Raw genomic sequence first — 17549 nt, 5'->3', positions numbered from 1 at the left:
AATTTCAGGCAAAGAGTTTAAAAAATAAAAGTGTAAATGATGAAAAAATATTTTCAGTTTAGTCTAATATTATTTTTAATAGGTAGTTTGAGTAATTATGCTCAGATAAAGGAGATTAGTCTAAAAGGGGATTGGCATTTTGAAATTGACCGAAATGATGAAGGGATTAATCAAAAATGGTACAATCGTAATCTGAGGGATAAGATTCATTTGCCAGGTTCTATGGCTGAATTTTTAAAAGGTGATGAAATTACTTTAAAGACAAAATGGACAGGTTCTATTTATGATAGTTCATTTTATTTCAGACCCAGTTTAAAAAAATACCGCGAACCTGGGAATATCCATATTCCTTTTTGGTTAACACCTGCTAGACATTATGTAGGTGCGGCTTGGTACCAAAAAGAAGTTACTATTCCTGAAAACTGGAAAGGAAAGCGTATTGTGTTACATTTAGAAAGACCACATATTGAAACCAGAGTTTGGGTGAATGATAAAGAAGTAGGATTGCAAAATTCTTTGGTTGCAGCACATGACTACGATTTAACCAATTTTTTAATACCTGGAAAACAGCGCATCAGTATTCGTATTGATAATAGTTTGAAGAAAATAAATGTCGGGCCTGATTCCCATAGTGTGACCGACCATACGCAAGGAAATTGGAACGGAATTATTGGAGATCTTGCTTTGCAAAGTTTTGAACCTATTTACTTTGATAATATTCAGGTGTATCCAGATGTCAAAAACAAAAAAGCAATCGTTAAAATTGCAATTAATAATACTGGTTCAAAAAATTATAAAGGAACAATTTCTCTTTTTGCTAAAAGTTTTAACAGTATTGTTTCTGATGCTACAAAGGAGATTACGACTAAAATTTCAGTTAGTAAAAATTCGAAAAATGAGCTTTCAGTCGAATTAGTATTTGGAGATGGAATGTTAACATGGGATGAGTTTCAACCTGCTTTATATAATTTGGAAGTAAAACTAATATCGAATACCCTAAAAGTAAATAAAACTGTTTCTTTCGGGATGCGTGAATTTACTATTCAAGGTAATCGTTTCTTAATCAATGGAACACCAGTCGTTCTTAGAGGGACTGTTCATAACTGTGAATTTCCTTTAACGGGTTATCCTGCAACAACGGTTGAGGCATGGGAAACAATATTCAAAAAAATCAAATCCTACGGATTGAATCATGTACGTTTTCATTCTTGGTGTCCACCAGAAGCTGCCTTTATTGCTGCTGATAAGGTGGGATTGTACATGCAGCCTGAGGCCCCAAGCTGGCCAAATCACGGAGTTAAAATTGGTTTAGGACAGCCAGTAGATCAATTTATTTATGAGGAGACGGAAAGAATGGCTAAACAATATGGGAATTATGCTTCGTTTACGATGTTATCCGCGGGGAATGAACCGGCAGGAAATCAGGTGAAATATTTGAATGAATTTGTTGATTATTGGAAGCCAAAAGACAATAGAAGGGTCTATACCGGAATGTCGGTAGGAGGTAGTTGGCCTGTAGTTCCAAATGCTGAATATCTGGTTCGAGGAGGTGTTAGAGGCCTAAAATGGGATAAGACTTTAGAAACGGTTTCTGATTTTGGTAACGAGATCGAGAAGTTTAAAGTCCCTTTTGTGGCGCATGAAATCGGACAATATTGTGTGTTTCCAAATTTTGCCGAAATAGAAAAATACACAGGCGTATACCGCGCTAAAAATTTCGAAATGTTTCGTCAAGATTTAGCTGATCATCATATGGGGGATCAGGCAAAGGACTTTTTGGATGCTTCGGGGAAATTACAGGTTTTATGCTATAAAAACGAGATTGAAAAAATACTAAGAACTCCTAATTATGGTGGTTTCCAAATGTTAGGTTTACAGGATTTTCCAGGTCAGGGAACGGCTTTAGTGGGTGTTTTAGATGCATTCTTTCAGGAAAAAGGATATGTAACAGCAAAAGATTTTTCTCGTTTTTGTAATTCGACTGTGCCTTTGGCCAAAATAGAAAAGTTTGTGTACACTAATGATGAGGAGTTTCAAGCCGAAATCACTCTTTTTCATTCTGGAAGAGCAGCATTAAAAGACGCTATCTTAAGTTGGACAATTAGAAATGAAAAAGATGAGGTACTAGCTTCTGGAAATTTTGATGCCAAGACCTATGAAAACGGAAACGGACTTCCAGTTGGAAACTTAAGTTTTGCATTAAATCAAATTAATGAACCTACAAAATTGAAATTAGAGGTAAAAGTTAAGGATGCTGATTTTGCTAATGATTGGGATTTTTGGGTGTATCCTAATCAAAAACCAGCAATTACCTCTGACGTATATTACACCACGCAATTAGACGACAAAGCAAAAGCTATTTTGAACAAAGGAGGAAAAGTGTTTTTAAATGCTTCTGGTAAAGTAATTAAAGGAAAAGAAGTGGTAATGCATTTCCTTCCTGTTTTTTGGAATACTTCTTGGTTTAAAATGCGTCCGCCTCATGTAACCGGAATGTTGATTCAGGATAAAAGCGCTGCTTTCAATAATTTCCCGACTTCTTATTACAGTGATTTGCAATGGTGGGATATTCAAAATCGTGCTCAAGTGATGAACTTAGAAGATTTTCCGGTAGATTTCCATCCCTTGATTCAACCTATTGATACTTGGTTTATGAACCGAAGATTGGCCTTGGTTTATGAAGCTAATGTTGGTAAAGGAAAAATAATTGTTTCCAGTGCCGATTTAGGTCCGGAAGTACAAAATAAACCAGCATCGCAACAGTTGTATTACTCGCTTTTGAAATACATGAATTCTGCTGATTTTAACCCAAAAAGCAGTTTGTCTTTAGAAGTTATTCAGGATGTTTTTGTAAGTCCATCAAAAGAAATCTTCAAAACCTATACTAAAGATAGCCCAGACGAATTGAAGCCTAATTCTAATCATAATAAGGTGAAATAGGGTGGTAAATAAAGGAAACTAAAAACAATTATACTTTTTAAAGATTAGAAATGATTTCTTCAAAATCATCCTTAATAAATTCCCAATATTTACCTTTTAAACAAATTGGATTTAAATCTTCATCGGCTTGATTAAAAGAAGTAAAATTTTGAATAATTAAATCTTTATCATGTGTATAAGGATACCTTTGTTCATGTAATGCTATCATTTGGTTAATACTATATTTATCCAGTAAATCGTGTAAATCCCAAAAATCCTTTTTTCTGCCGCCTCTTTGGATAACATCTACTTTCATAGCAATTATTTCTTCAATCGTCGCCATTTTAATTCCATCTTCTTCTAGATAGGGTTGGATAAATGTATCTGTATAAAACACATCTAATTTTATGGTGTTTTCTTTATTTTCTCCTATGAAATAAGATTTTCCAATAGCGGGAATAGTATTTAAATAATCTACATATGGAAATTTTTCTTTCAAATAGCTTTCAATTGAAATAAAGTCTAATGTCCCGTATTCTGAATCACTAAATAAATCAATATCAATAGATTCTCTATGACCGATTTGTAAACTCAAAGCTGTACCGCCAACAAGTCTAAAATTATTGAATGTTTCGGACTTCATTAATTTTAGTAAGCTGGTTTTTAGTAAGTCATTGATAGTGTTATAATATAGCATTATGAGTTTGCTTTATTTTTGTAGATAGTATAAGGACTTCTTTCGGTACTATTAAGTGCTGTTCTAATTTTAGAAAAACCATAAAAATTTTCTAGCTCTTTTTTTTCAGCTTCATTTCCTCTTTCATAAACACGCTGGATAATCGCTTTATATTGCATGTTCCAATCAATTTTAGAAATATCGGTGTCCCAAAATAAAGATTTTCTAAAAAGATTTAAGTCTGGAGTATTTTGTTTTGTTTTACTTTTTTCTTCCTTAATATCAAAATAGGTTTGTAGCAGAGCAAGAGATCCTTCTTCTATGTTTAGTTTTTCTTCAATTTTTAAAGCCAGCGCTATATTGAGTTTTCTTCTGCCTTTTGTTATTGCATTAATTGTTTGCGGATGTTCACCTATAGAAAGAGCAAAAGGGCGTTGTGAAATCGCTTTTTTCTTAAGTAAGCGTTCTAGTATTATTCCAGGGTGGATCCCTTTGTATTTTTCTATTAAAGCATTCATAATACAAATATAAACAATTTTGTTTACATTAAACATGTTTTTGGTCGTACCTAAATAACTTTTGCAATACAAATTATAAATCCTTTTTCTTCTTAGCATTGTTTATTTGCTTAAAAGCGTAAGGAAATAATAATATTATGAGCCTTTTCTATAGAGAAACAAAATTGTTGCTTATTATGGCAATAGTGACAAATTTAAAGCAAACTCAAAATTGTGAAATTTGATTAAAATAAGAATTATAAGTCCTAACCTCTAACTTCTAACCTCAAATTACTTCCCAATACAGAAATTAGCATCCCTTGTTTACTGGGCTTATCCACATTTTGAGGTACAATATAGGTACAAATCTTAACAGAATAAGACAAAATAACAACAAAAAAAACTGAATTTACTTAATGTTTTTAGTGCTTAGTTTGAGTTTGTAAATATTTTAAAGAACACATATCCAATGGTTAGTACAAAAATATATCATTTTAATTTAATATGGATTAATATGGAATAAATAGATTTCAATTGTAGTGGAAGAGAATACAATCGAACAACTTATATCTATTTTAAATTTCTTAAATAGCTTGGTTTTGGTTTGTAAAACATTGTTTGTTGGTTGTTTATACTTGTTTTTTTGGGTTGTATTAGAGGATAATTTTTTACTAGGTTATGTTTAGGTAGTTTTAAAAAAATAAACTAAAATATAAAAAAACACGAAGTAAAAACAATGAAAAAGAGTTCAACTATCAAACTCTTTTAAAAAGCAGTGAAATCATAAAAATTTTGGACATGATTATTTAGTAAATAAAGGGATTTTTTTATGGATTCTAAGATACAAATAACAACCTATTTTCAGTATGATTTAAAAAACTGGATTTTTTTTATTATAATTCTGAAATATACAGATCAAAAATAAGTTTGCTATTGGTTTGTTTATTGCAGGAGTAAAAATATAGAAAAATCATATTTCTAAATAAATTTATTATTTCAATGATTATTTGAACAGAAGAATATTTGTATCGAAGTGATTATAAGTTTCAAATATTATTTTTTTAAATAATAAAAATTATTTTGTTGCTCATTATATTTTACTTTCTATTATTACATCTTATTCAAATTTTGGAAAACTAAATTATGATATCATAATGAACTAATTTATTAGAGTGATAAGTTGGGGATGAATTAGCTTTTGAGAATTAAATTATATGTAATCACTATGTTCTGTCATTTTTAAGGTGTTAAATTTATATATAAATTGAAAATTTTTTGAATTCATTTTAATAAGTATTTTATACTATCATTTTTTGTTTCATCAAAAAAATGTTTTTTTAAGAATTAGCTAAAGTCGTTGAAAATGATGGTAATCCAGCAAAACCATTAATCGAAAATATTAATAATACCCCAAAAATAAGCCTCAAGGAATGGTTTTGAGACCTGGCGAGGAATCCTCTATTAGGTATAAAGCGAATTGGAATACTTATGTCGTATTATAACGAGTAGCTCAAGACGCTTTACCTATTATTTATCAAGTATATATAGATAGATTTTGACTGAATGCTACTGCAGTCACTAATGATGAATTTCAAAAATTTGTTGATGTAACAGGCTACAGAACTCTGGCATAAATTAAACCTATAGTGTAGAATTTCCTACTATAATCAAAGTTGGTTTTACTTGAATTTCTCATTATTCCAATTAAATTCCTATGAGTTTTAAAATTTGACTTAAAATGTTTTAGAATAATGAATAATTTATAGTTTTAGTTCTGAATTTTATAGTCAACTTCGTAATTAAGTTAGGAGCGGTTATAATTCCTAAATACCATGACAACTAAAATTGTCATAAAGTTAAAAGTAAAAAAAAGCGAAAGAAATTAGCTATTTTTTGTTTTTAGTGATTTTTTTCTAACGCTCATTAAGCCTTGTATTTATTGGTTTGTGCTCGAGAACATATAAATGTGTTCGAGAACATTTAAGTTTTTTTCTTGTTCTTATAAAAAGGTTTTCATAATATTGTATAGCTTAAGCCTTGATAATTAATCTGATCTGCATTTTGATTTGAATAAATTTTTTTGTTCTCTAATTATTAGATTATAAAAATGATAAAATGGTTTGTACAACATTTTGGAACTCGAATTTAGATGTTGAAAAGATTTGAAACATTCACAAAAAAATAACCAAAAATCACAAAAATGAAAATTTCTCATCTCACAATTTGTTTGTTTTTGATATCAACTTTTGTTAAAGCACAACTTACTATTGATAAAGTCGGCTATAATTGGTCGAGAATTGAAAACGGAACTCCAGTTATTACTGTTAAAAATGACACCGATAATGGAGACGGTCTTAATGATGGTGCAATTCTTATAAAAGGGACTGCAAACACACCAGAGTTACAAGGAATACAATATTCTTTATCGGGAAGTCCGCATAATAGGGAAAGGATTAGTCTTGAAGCGAAATATTACCAAAATGCTGCTTCTTATGTGAAATTTAAGATGCAGGTTTATGATCTAACGAAGAATCTTGTTTTGGCTGAGACAGATGTAATAACCACCTCTACCGGGGCAGTAGGTACAACTACTCTGGACTATAAGTTTACGGATTCCAGTTTAGGTGATAAAATTGTTGTACGATTTGTAAGAGCTGATGATTTAAATAGTGTACGTGTGTTAGCTTTAGATTATTTAAAAATAAATGAACATTTTATTGAACTTATTAAAAAGCATAAATAATGAAAAATAGAATTACTCTTTTAATAATTTGCTTGTTTTTATATTCAGGCATTATGCGAAGCCAAATTACAATTGACACTGCTCATTTTAATTGGTCTAAAATAGAAGATGCTACTCCTGTAACTGTTGTTAATACAGATGCGGATAATGGCGATGGTCTTAACGATGGGGCAATACTACTTAAAAGCTCAGCAAATACACCGGCATTACAAGGGATTCAATTTCAACTTGGTGGGAGTCCTGCTGGCGGTGAACAAATTAATCTTGAGGTAAATTATTATCAGATAGGTAGTTCATATTTGAAATTTAAAATACAGGTTTATAATGTAACTGATAGTGTTGTTTTAGCAGAATCAGCAGCAATTACTACCACTACAGGAGGTATTGGAACAGTTCCATTATCTTATGCGTTTACAGCATCAAGTGTTGGTGACCAAATAATAATTCGATTTGTTCGTGCAGATGATTTAAATCCTGTTCGTCAGGCTGGTATAGACTATTTAAAAGTAAATGGACAATTTATTAGTATGCAGGCACCTCAGGTTAACTTTGATGTAAGTGATTTTGCCTGGTCAAAAATTGAAAACACAACACCTGTTTCAACCGTTAAAACTGATGCAGATAATGGAGATGGTCTTAATGATGGCGCTGTACTGATTAAAGGAACTGCTAATACCCCTGCTTTACAGGGAACTCAATATTTGTTAACAGGAAGTCCTTTTGCAAACGGCCAAATTACAATTGAGACTAAATATTGGCAAACTGCAGTTTCCTACTGTAAATTTAAAATGCAAGTTTATAATGTAACTGATGATGTTATTTTAGCTGAAACCGCAGCTGTTACCACTTCGTCAACTAGTGTGGGAACGCTTACATTAAATTATATTTTCACGGCATCAAGTGATGGAGATCAAATTATGATACGATTTGTTCGTGCCGATGACTTGAATCCGGTACGTCAGGCAGGTTTGGATTATGTAAAAGTGAATGGGCAATTTGTAAATATGTTGCCAGTTTGTAAGCCTGTTTTCAATTTCGATTTACCACTTACTACCGCAACTAATTCAGAAATAAATGATTTAGCAGCTATCCGTGCGAGTTTATCTAATCAGATTTTAGGAACTTCTGCTCCAACGACCACTCAGTTAAATACTGCAATTAGTGATTATAATGCGTTGAATATTATGGTTTCAGGAAGTACTATAACTGGGAACGCTGTAACAACTGCTACTCAGATTGCTTTCTTGAAAATATTTGCCAGATACTTAAAGTTCAATCCAAACGATACTAATATTAGTGATAAGGCGGTTAAAGCAGTTTGGTATATAGCGAGTTTGTTTTGTAATAACGGAACAAGTGCTTATTCCGCTCTTGATTTTTATGATTTTCCTACATTTGCTCGTTCGGCTATTTTCATAAACAGTTACCTTCCGGATAATGTAAAAGCTTTGTTTGGAAATGCACTTTCGATAGAGACCGATTCGTTCAAATACTTATTTGATACTAGTTATGATTTTAGTACTACGCAAACTAATGGTGCTATTTCAACTGATATCATGTACTTGGATATTGATGTTTTGTTTGCTTATGCCGATTGGTTCAAAACTAATGATGAAAAAATACGTTATTTAAAAACGGTTAAAAGATTTTTAGATCGTTTTCTAATATATACTTATGGTCAGGAAGATGGTTTGAAAAAAGATGGTTTATCTTATCATCATGGGGTTGGTTATGACGGTTATATGTATGCTTTTAATACAGTTTCTGTTGCATTGAAATCCTTAGAAGGAACCAGTTTTCAAATCGATACACCATCTTATTTGAGATTCAGAGATGCAGTTTATGCGCAAACCATGTATTCTAATGATGCAGGAGTTAAACCTTTTGCCATGGCAGGAAGAAATCCGCAAATAAAAACTACTACTTTGTCATCACAAACATTATCAAATGTGGCGATATCTGGAGGTAAAATTTTAGGATTAAGTGGCGCAGATCCAATTTTGGCAGGAATTTACAATAGAAAGTATGGGGTTAACAGTCAGTTCAACAATAGTACGATTACTCCATTTGAAGAAGGTTATATTCAGTTTAACTATGCTAATTTAGGTGTGTATCGAAAAAATAACTGGGTCGCTTCAATGAAAGGACAGTCAGATGTATTGTGGGGTTCTGAAATTTATGCAGGTCAAAATAGATTTGGAAGGTATCAAAGTTATGGAGCTTTAGAAATTATTTATCCGGGGAATAGTACAACCGGAAATGGATATAGTGACATTGGATGGAACTGGAATTACAATCCGGGTACAACTACTATTGTATTGCCTTGGGCTAAATTACATGCCGAAAGAGAACGTGTAGACGAATATAATACCTATGGTTTTGCTGGTTCATTAGCACTAAATCAGTCAAATAAAGAAGTTTTGTCTAATACTATTGGACAATCAGGTTTGTTTGCTATGAAATTTAAAGAGCGTAACAATTTAGGATTTGGAACTTCATATGGTTCTAATACTCATAATGCTACATTTGAGTTTACCAAAACCTATTTTGCAATTGATAATTATATTATTTGTTTGGCAAATGGTATTAAGAATAACGACGATGTAAATCCTACTGTAACTACATTGTTCCAAAGACTCAATAATAATTCAGCCGATGTTTTTGTAAATGGTGAAGTAAAAACCAATCAAAGTACTGAATCATTTGGAGAGACTTCCCCAAACTGGATAATTGATAATTATAATACGGGTTATTATATTTTGCCTAATTCAGGGACATTAAAAATTAGAAATTCTACCCAAATTACACCTTATCAAAATCAAGTTAATCCATCGGATGCAACTATCGAGGCTAATAATGGAAATAATTACCATCTGGCTTATCTTGATCATGGAAATGCACCGGAGAATGATTCCTATGAGTTTGTTTGTATACCAGCGACAAATTCATCTCAAATGGTAACTTTCGCTCAGCAAATGCAATCTACTCAGGATAAACCATATGAGGTTTATCAGAACAATAGCAATCAGCAAATAATTGAGCACAAAACTTCTAAAACATGGGCTTATGCTTTGCCGGCTGCCAATACAGACATTACAGCTGGTGTTGTTAAGGCAAATGATACCCCTTGTTTGGTAATGTATCAGTCCTTAAATCAAAACTATTCCCAAATTGTTTTGTCAGTAAGCAATCCTGATTTAGGTGCTTCGCCTTCTTCTCCAAAAGTAATCACATTAACATTAAATAATAAATGGAATTTACTGGAAACTAATCCTAATGTCAATATTGTTTCGGCAACTGAAACAGCAACAACTATTGCATTTACAACTTCTGATGGACTTCCGGTAGAAATAAAATTGGCTTTAGAAAATCCATGCGCACTGTTAAACGGAACGCCTGAAGCCCCCACTTTGGATATTACACAACCAACGTATACTGAAGCAACAGGAAGTATTCAGGTGACAAGTACAATTGTAAATTTGAGTTTTAGTTTGGATGGAATTACATTTGATAATACTACAGGTCTTTTTGAGAATCTGTCGCCAGGCAATTATACGGTTTATGCAAAAAATGCTGATGGATGTATTTCATCGGGAACTGATACAGTGATTGATACGCAGCCTGTAGCGCCAACTGTAACGATGGATTCGTCTTTGTCAAATAAAAATTTTTATGCTCCTGCAAAAATTACGCTGACAGCAAATGCATCAGATGCAGACGGAACAATTACGAAAGTTGAGTTTTTTAATGAAGCAAATAAGTTAGGAGAAGCTGTAACAGCTCCCTACAGTTTTGAATGGGATAATGTTTTGGCAGGAAATTATTCGATAACGGCTAAAGCTACCGATAATGATAATGTGGTTAGCTCATCAGAAACTGTTTATGTAAATGTAGCATGCCCTTCGGTACAATTGCTTATTCCGGATGTATATGCAATGGATCCGAGTGTAGATTTGAAAAATACACTCTATATAGGTTATGGTCCTTCATCATTGACTTTAACAGCCTTGGTTTTAGATTATCAGGCAGATTCATTTAGCTGGAATACAGGAGCAAAAACAGCTACAATAGAAGTTACAGAACCAGGAACTTATACGGTAACGGTAACTTATGCAGGGGCATGTCAGACAACGGCTTCAATTACTATTACTACTTTGGATGTATCATGTGGTAATAAATCAGATAAAGTGCAAATCTGTCATAATGGGAAAATCATTTGTGTAGCAACATCAGCAGTTCAAACCCATCTGGATCATGGTGATCATTTGGGGACTTGTTCTGATAATGGTGTAGTTGATGAATCAGCATCAGTTGTTATTTATCCGAATCCTGTAATGGATTATTTACATGTAAGTGCAACTGAATTAGCACCAAATTCTAAAATAAGTTTGTATAATTTTTACGGAAATAAAGTAAGAGAAATAGCATTTAATAATATAACTCAAAATTTATATGTTGGTGATTTAGCTATTGGAACTTATTTCGTTGTGATTTATAATGGTTCTAATGTATTCAAATACACAATAATTAAAAAATAGTATAACTTAAAATTGATTTTCAATCAAAACGATTACTTTTTTTTGGTTGGAAATCAATTTATTTATTTTTAAATTTTTTATGATTATTAAATTTTTAAACGACATTAAACATTTAATAATTAGGGGCTATTTTTTTTAAAATTCAGATTTTTATTTTTAAAAATACGATGCAATTTTGGTTATAAGTTAAGATTAGAGACAAGATGTGCAATTTGTTGAAACATAAATAGTTGCTTTTTTAGCAATGGCAAAATTATTTGTTTTATGGAAAACCAATCGTTATTGATGAACCCCTTCTCTGGATTTAGAATTAGTAATGTTCAAAAGGAGATTCCTCTTTATGAACAAAAAGAAAGTAATTTTATAGGTTTCGATTCCAGTGAAATTTTTTCAACAGGGAAAAATGACTTTTCATTTATTACGGGGGTTAATGTTCCAAGTATTACTGTTTTTTTACCCGATAATAAAAAAGCTACAGGTATAGGAGTAATTATATGTCCTGGTGGCGCTTATTGGGGCTTGGCAATTAAGCACGAAGGTTATGATATTGCAAAAAAATTAAATGAAAAAGGTATTGCAGCTTTTGTTTTAAAGTATCGTTTACCCGTAGATTATCTTATAAATAAACATCTTATTCCTTTGCAAGATGCTCAACTAGCTATACAGATAGTAAGAAAAAATGCAGAATTATTTAATATTAATCCTAATAAAATAGGAATTGCAGGAAGTTCTGCAGGAGGTCATTTGGCTTCAACTGCAGGCACAAATTTCAACAAAGAACATATAGAAAATTCGTCAAAAATAAGTTTACGACCTGATTTTATGATTTTAAATTATCCTGTTATAAGTATGGAAGATGGTTTAACTGATGTTCTTACAAGGTACAATTTGATTGGAGAGGGATTATCAAAAAAAGAATTAAATTTAATTCTAATGGATAAATCAACCTCGAGGGAAAAATTAGCAAATGTACCGATAGATTCAGATATGATTAAAGTGTTTTCAAATGACCTCCAAGTCACTTTGGAAACGCCTCCTACATTTATTAGTCATTCTGTCGATGATAATACTGCTAAAATTCACAATTCAATTTTATTTATTGCTGCATTGCAAAAAAATAGAGTTCCTGTTGAACATTTCTTTTATGCTAAAGGAGGACACGGATATGGTATATTTAATCCAACAGCTGATGATCTTTGGATAGATTCATGTGTTACTTGGATTTTGAAAATTTTTAAATAATTAATTTCAACTTTTAGGTATTAATTATGAGTTTCACTAGTTCTTGAAAATTTATCTAAATAAATATGATGAAAAAAATAGTTAAAGTAATACAAAAGAAAATTTTTCTTCCTATTGTTATGGTAGGATTTATGTGTTTTTCGCAAACAAAAAATAGTAATCCTTCTAAAGAATCGTTTGAAAATGAAATCTCAATAGTAAATTTTAAAAAGAATAAATCGAGTAGTTTATCAATAAGTAATAAGCACCATCAATTTGGACAATCTTCTTTAGAATGGAAGTGGTCCGGAGACAGTTATTTTGAAACGTCTGATTTTAGAATTTTAACAAAAAAAGAAAGCCCATTACAATATGGCGATCATTTTCCGGCAAGTCCTACTTTGATTATGTCATTGTATAATGAAAAATCTCAGAATGAACTAATTAAAATTTCTTATGGTAATAACGGTAAAGAAGAGATTTGGTTTACTATTCCTTTAAATTTCAAAGGCTGGAGAACTATTTGGGTTCCTTTATATGAAATGAAAGGAAACGCTCCTAAAAAAGGAGAAGCAGTAACTTATAACACTTTTAGAGTAAGTTGTTCAGCTACCAAAGTTAAAGGTAAATTATTCTTTGATGATATTGTTTTCGCTCAGTTTCAGGATGACCGTCATTCGTATCCAGATGCAATGGTTCCTTTTATTAAGCAAGATTTACAAGTTGGCGAAGATCATTGGATGCCATTATTGAGGGATATGAAACGTATCCAAAATATGCCAATGGGAGCGGTTTCAGAAATTCAAAAAGAAGAACTTTTGGTAATAAAAAAAAGAATTGACGAAACTTTTACCAAATCTGCAGAGAAAGGGGATAATCTCCTAAAAGCTCAAAAAGAATTTGACAAGTTGAATTTAGTTCAAAAAGAAACTGTTTTAGGACCTCCGCTAACGTTTAAAATTGAGCAGGTTTACTTTGATAAGGATGATGCAAGTCAGAAAGAATTTAATGAAATTCAGGATTTTGGTAAAGCGATAAAAAAAATAGCCACCTATTATCTTCAAAGTACAGATGAAAATAAAAATCAAATTGAAACACTTTTTATAACGGCTTCAAAATATTTTTTAGATCAGGGTTGGCAAGAAGGAGCATCAGGGGGAACAAGACATCATATAGGGTATAATGTACGTGAACTTACAGATGCTTTTTATATGATGAAAGAACCTCTTAAAAAGGCGGGATTGTTAAATGAAGTAGGCGATAGTTTGCAATGGATTTTTAATCTGGGAAAAATTTTAGGTCCTGAAGATGAATTTGAAGCTAATATTGATTATTTCAATACGCAGTCTTTTTATCATTTAATGTTAATTTTTATGTCCGATAATATTGAAAAACAATCTGCATTGTTAACAGCATATTCTAATTATATATCAAAAACGTTAGCGCAGGAAAACGAATTGGGAGTATTTAAAATTGATGGTACTTCATGGCATCATAATGGACATTATCCCGCTTATGGCTTAGGGGCGTTTTCCAGTATTCCTCCTGTGATTTTTACACTTTCAGGGACTAATTACAGAATTGACGAGGCGGGGCATAAAAATTTTAAAAAAGCATTTATGACTACAAGATTGTACAGTCAGTTGCTAGATTTTGGATTTGGAAATGCTGGGCGTCATCCTTTGGAAGAAAATTCGATTAAATCATTAAAAAAAGCATTTTTATTGATGGCTCGTTCCGGAAATCCCGAGGGTACTTCAGAAATAGATAAAGAAGTTGCTGCAGCCTATTTAAGATTATGGGGTGGAGAAACTACGATGTTTAATGGTTTAGATTCTGATGTTAAAGATGTTTTGCCGGGTTATCACGTGCTTCCTTATGCGGCAACAGCTATACATAGAAGAAAGGATTGGGCGGCTTTTATCAAAGGATATAGTAAATATGTCTGGGCTTCAGAAATATATGTTGATGCGAACAGATATGGTAGATATCCGTCCAATGGAAGCATCCAGATAAATAATATTGGAGGAGATTTAGCCAGTGGATTTAAACAGGAAGGCTGGGATTGGAATCGTTATCCGGGGACAACGGTCATTGATCTTCCTTTTGAAGAATTAGAGCCTAAAACTCCGTTATTAATGTTTCGATCTGATGAAACTTTTGCTGGTGCAGTAAGTTTAGATGGTAATGGAGTTTTTGCAATGAAACTAAATGAATCTAAAGGCTCAAACGCTGATGGACCGGAAAGGAATATTGGATTTCCAGGGAAATTGAAAGCGAATAAATCCGTTTTTTCTTTTGGGGATAAATTGATCTGTATAGGAACAGGAATTTCTAGTATTGATACTATACATCATGTTCAAACGAATTTGTTTCAGAATTTTTTACCAGATGTAAAAATGTCGGTTTATAGTCCTGAAAATAAAAATAGTGCTGAATTTCCATATCATTCAGAAATACAAAATACCAATAGTAGAAAGTGTTTTGTTGATGCGTACCAAAACGGTTATTGTGTCTTGTCACCAGTTAAAATCACGATTCAAAAACAAGCTCAAAAATCATACATCAACAGTTATTCAGTAAGAACAGCAGTTATAAATGATAAAAATAAAGGAGTTTCAGCTACTGAAGGTAATTTTGCTTCAGCCTGGATTGATCATGGTGTTGCTCCTAAAACAGCTTCCTATCAATATGTTATTTATCCAAGACTTGAAGAAGAGGCAATTAATTCTTTTAAAGTGAAAGCTGAAAATGATACTTCTTACGAAATTTTAAGAGCAGATGAAGTTGCTCATATTGTTAGAGATAAAGAGACTTCAACTATCGGATTCGTGATTTTTGATTCCACTAAAGAATTGAATAATTCTATTTTGAAAAGTGTTTCAGTTCCTTCACTGTTAATGATAAAAAATCAGGCCGAAAATATAACTATAAGTGCAGTACAACCGGATCTTAATTTTTCAGAAGTTAAAGATAAATCGATTAGTGGTTACAGTATGCCTGTTGAATTAAGTATTACTTTAGAAGGAAAGTGGAATCTTAAAGATGATTCTAATGTAAAATCTGTTTTGATTTCAGGAAATAATACAATAATTACTTTAGAATGTCAACATGGATTTTCAAATCAGATAAATTTAATTAAGCTATGATAAAAAGGATACTAACAGCCAGTTTATATTTAATTACTTTTGGGTTTTATGCTCAAAACATAGATAATAAAAATAATTCGGTACGACCTAACGTAATATTTATTTATGCGGATGACCTTGGTTACGGAGATTTAAGTTGTTATGGAGCTACTAAGTTAAAAACACCTAATCTTGACAAATTAGCCAGTAAGGGAATTCGTTTTACTAATGCACATTGTGCATCTGCAACTTGTACACCTTCCAGATATGCTCTGATGACAGGCCAATACCCTTGGAAAAAATCAGGAACAGGGATTCTGCCAGGCGATGCGGCTTTAATTATTCCAACGGATAAGATGACTTTACCAAAATTGTTTAAACAAGCAGGATACAAAACGGCTAATATTGGTAAATGGCATTTGGGATTAGGTGAGCAAGTAGCTAAAAATTGGAATGATGAAATAAAACCAGGTCCTAATGAAGTAGGATTTGATTATTCTTTTATTTTCCCTGCAACTGCCGATAGAGTGCCAACTGTATTTATGGAAAACCATAAGATTGTTGCCTTAGAAGCTAATGATCCTATTGAAGTTGATTATAAAAACAAAGTAGGCAATGATCCAACAGGTAAAGACCATCCAGAGTTGTTGAAAATGAAATCTTCTCTAGGACAGGGACATGATAATACGATTGTAAATGGTATTGGTAGAATAGGTTATATGAGTGGAGGTAAAAAAGCCAGATGGGTGGATGAGGAGGTTTCGACTACTTTTTTAGAAAAAGCGAAGGAGTTTATAAATGAAAATTATGAAAATCCGTTTTTCCTCTATTTTGCACTTACTGAACCTCATGTTCCAAGAATGCCGGCAACCATGTTTAAAGGAAAAAGTGGTCTTGGTTATCGTGGAGACGCTATTTTGCAATTAGATTGGACAGTAGGTCAAATTATGAAAGAGCTTGAAGTTTTAGGAATAAGTCAAAATACAATGATTGTTTTTACTTCGGATAATGGACCAGTTTTAGATGACGGTTATCAGGATGAAGCAGTTAGTAAACTAAATGGTCATACACCAAACGGAATTTTAAGAGGAGGTAAATACAGTGTCTTAGAAGCAGGAACAAGAATTCCTTTTATTTTAAGCTGGCCAAAAGTTGTTCATCCAAAGATTTCTACTGCCTTAGTTTGTCAAATGGATTTGCTGAATTCATTTTCAAATTTATTAGTACATTTTATTCCCAATCATAATGAGCTTGACAGTGAGAATATTTTAGATGCTTTTTTAGGCAAGTCCGAAAAAGGAAGAACAATATTGATCGAGCAGGGAGCAGGGGCAAATATTGATGGAAAAGTAGGAACTCTGGCTATTGTAAAAGATAATTGGAAATTTATTCCTCCAAATAATGGTGAATCATTTGATAAATTAGTAGGGATAGAAACAGGAAATGAAGCTGAACCACAGTTGTATGATTTGAATGAAGACTTAGGCGAGCTTAATAATCTGGCTAAAAAGTTTCCTTTAAAAGTAAAAGAGCTATCAAAATTATTAGAAGAACAAACTCGTATGAAATAGTTTCTGAATAATACTATTTTTAAAAATAAAATTGCATTTATGAGCCAGTTTAAAATTGGAATCTGAATGCAATTTTTTTTTATCCTTATTATTTCTGAAAACGTTTTTAGATAATTTATATTCTTTTTTTGTTCAATTAAAGTATAAGTTTGCTTTTTTAAGCCTTAATATAATGCTTTTATCTTGTTCCCTAAATAATATTTGTAGTCCGTATATAGGTACACTATTGAATTGATTTTTTATAGTTAGTAAATTA

General features: G+C 31.9%; 8 protein-coding genes. 6 read left to right on the top strand and 2 right to left on the bottom strand.

The genetic code is table 11. The annotated features are described in order from the left end of the window. Nucleotides 1-36 precede the first annotated feature (36 nt). Nucleotides 37-2940, top strand: a complete 2904-nt coding sequence (locus ACFPTQ_RS10955) for a sugar-binding domain-containing protein (protein WP_379777482.1) — start codon at nt 37-39, stop codon at nt 2938-2940. A gap of 37 nt (nt 2941-2977) precedes the next feature. Here ACFPTQ_RS10955 and ACFPTQ_RS10950 read toward each other — a convergent pair whose 3' ends face one another. Together ACFPTQ_RS10950 and ACFPTQ_RS10945 are read right to left on the bottom strand one after the other, a co-directional pair. Then, nucleotides 2978-3562: a nucleotidyl transferase AbiEii/AbiGii toxin family protein gene (locus ACFPTQ_RS10950; protein ID WP_379777480.1), complete on the bottom strand. Its 585-nt coding sequence runs from the start codon at nt 3560-3562 to the stop codon at nt 2978-2980. A 53-nt stretch (nt 3563-3615) separates the two neighbouring features. Continuing rightward, nucleotides 3616-4113, bottom strand: coding sequence for a helix-turn-helix transcriptional regulator (locus tag ACFPTQ_RS10945; RefSeq protein ID WP_379777478.1), 498 nt, complete (start codon nt 4111-4113; stop codon nt 3616-3618). Nucleotides 4114-6292: 2179 nt separating this feature from the next. On the opposite strand from ACFPTQ_RS10945, the gene ACFPTQ_RS10940 reads away from it, so the two are divergent. The 5 genes from ACFPTQ_RS10940 to ACFPTQ_RS10920 all read left to right on the top strand — a co-directional run bounded on the left by ACFPTQ_RS10940 (nt 6293) and on the right by ACFPTQ_RS10920 (nt 17293). Next, nucleotides 6293-6835: a hypothetical protein gene (locus ACFPTQ_RS10940; RefSeq protein WP_379777476.1), complete on the top strand. Its 543-nt coding sequence runs from the start codon at nt 6293-6295 to the stop codon at nt 6833-6835. After that, complete coding sequence (locus tag ACFPTQ_RS10935) at nt 6835-11373, top strand: polysaccharide lyase family 8 super-sandwich domain-containing protein (protein WP_379777474.1); 4539 nt, start codon at nt 6835-6837, stop codon at nt 11371-11373. Before ACFPTQ_RS10940 ends, ACFPTQ_RS10935 begins: the two co-directional genes overlap by 1 nt. Nucleotides 11374-11637: 264 nt before the next feature. Further along, nucleotides 11638-12615 (top strand): alpha/beta hydrolase, encoded by a 978-nt coding sequence (locus ACFPTQ_RS10930; RefSeq protein WP_379777472.1) that lies wholly within the window; start codon nt 11638-11640, stop codon nt 12613-12615. A gap of 68 nt (nt 12616-12683) precedes the next feature. After that, nucleotides 12684-15743 (top strand): chondroitinase family polysaccharide lyase, encoded by a 3060-nt coding sequence (locus tag ACFPTQ_RS10925; RefSeq protein WP_379777470.1) that lies wholly within the window; start codon nt 12684-12686, stop codon nt 15741-15743. Next, on the top strand, nt 15740-17293 hold the full coding sequence (locus tag ACFPTQ_RS10920) for a sulfatase family protein (RefSeq protein ID WP_379777468.1): 1554 nt from the start codon (nt 15740-15742) through the stop codon (nt 17291-17293). The genes ACFPTQ_RS10925 and ACFPTQ_RS10920 overlap by 4 nt, the downstream gene beginning before the upstream one ends. Nucleotides 17294-17549: the final 256 nt, after the last annotated feature.

It is taken from the genome of Flavobacterium sp. GCM10022190 (assembly GCF_042656445.1).
Lineage (GTDB): Bacteria > Bacteroidota > Bacteroidia > Flavobacteriales > Flavobacteriaceae > Flavobacterium > Flavobacterium nitratireducens.
This window is presented reverse-complemented; position numbering and strand designations above follow the sequence as displayed.

What these genes read in the sequence shown, in the direction of transcription:
- ACFPTQ_RS10955 (WP_379777482.1), top strand. Translation starts at nt 37, where the DNA reads ATGATGAAAAAATATTTTCAGTTTAGTCTAATATTATTTTTAATAGGT.
- ACFPTQ_RS10950 (WP_379777480.1), bottom strand. Translation starts at nt 3,562, where the DNA reads ATGAAGTCCGAAACATTCAATAATTTTAGACTTGTTGGCGGTACAGCT.
- ACFPTQ_RS10945 (WP_379777478.1), bottom strand. Translation starts at nt 4,113, where the DNA reads ATGAATGCTTTAATAGAAAAATACAAAGGGATCCACCCTGGAATAATA.
- ACFPTQ_RS10940 (WP_379777476.1), top strand. Translation starts at nt 6,293, where the DNA reads ATGAAAATTTCTCATCTCACAATTTGTTTGTTTTTGATATCAACTTTT.
- ACFPTQ_RS10935 (WP_379777474.1), top strand. Translation starts at nt 6,835, where the DNA reads ATGAAAAATAGAATTACTCTTTTAATAATTTGCTTGTTTTTATATTCA.
- ACFPTQ_RS10930 (WP_379777472.1), top strand. Translation starts at nt 11,638, where the DNA reads ATGGAAAACCAATCGTTATTGATGAACCCCTTCTCTGGATTTAGAATT.
- ACFPTQ_RS10925 (WP_379777470.1), top strand. Translation starts at nt 12,684, where the DNA reads ATGAAAAAAATAGTTAAAGTAATACAAAAGAAAATTTTTCTTCCTATT.
- ACFPTQ_RS10920 (WP_379777468.1), top strand. Translation starts at nt 15,740, where the DNA reads ATGATAAAAAGGATACTAACAGCCAGTTTATATTTAATTACTTTTGGG.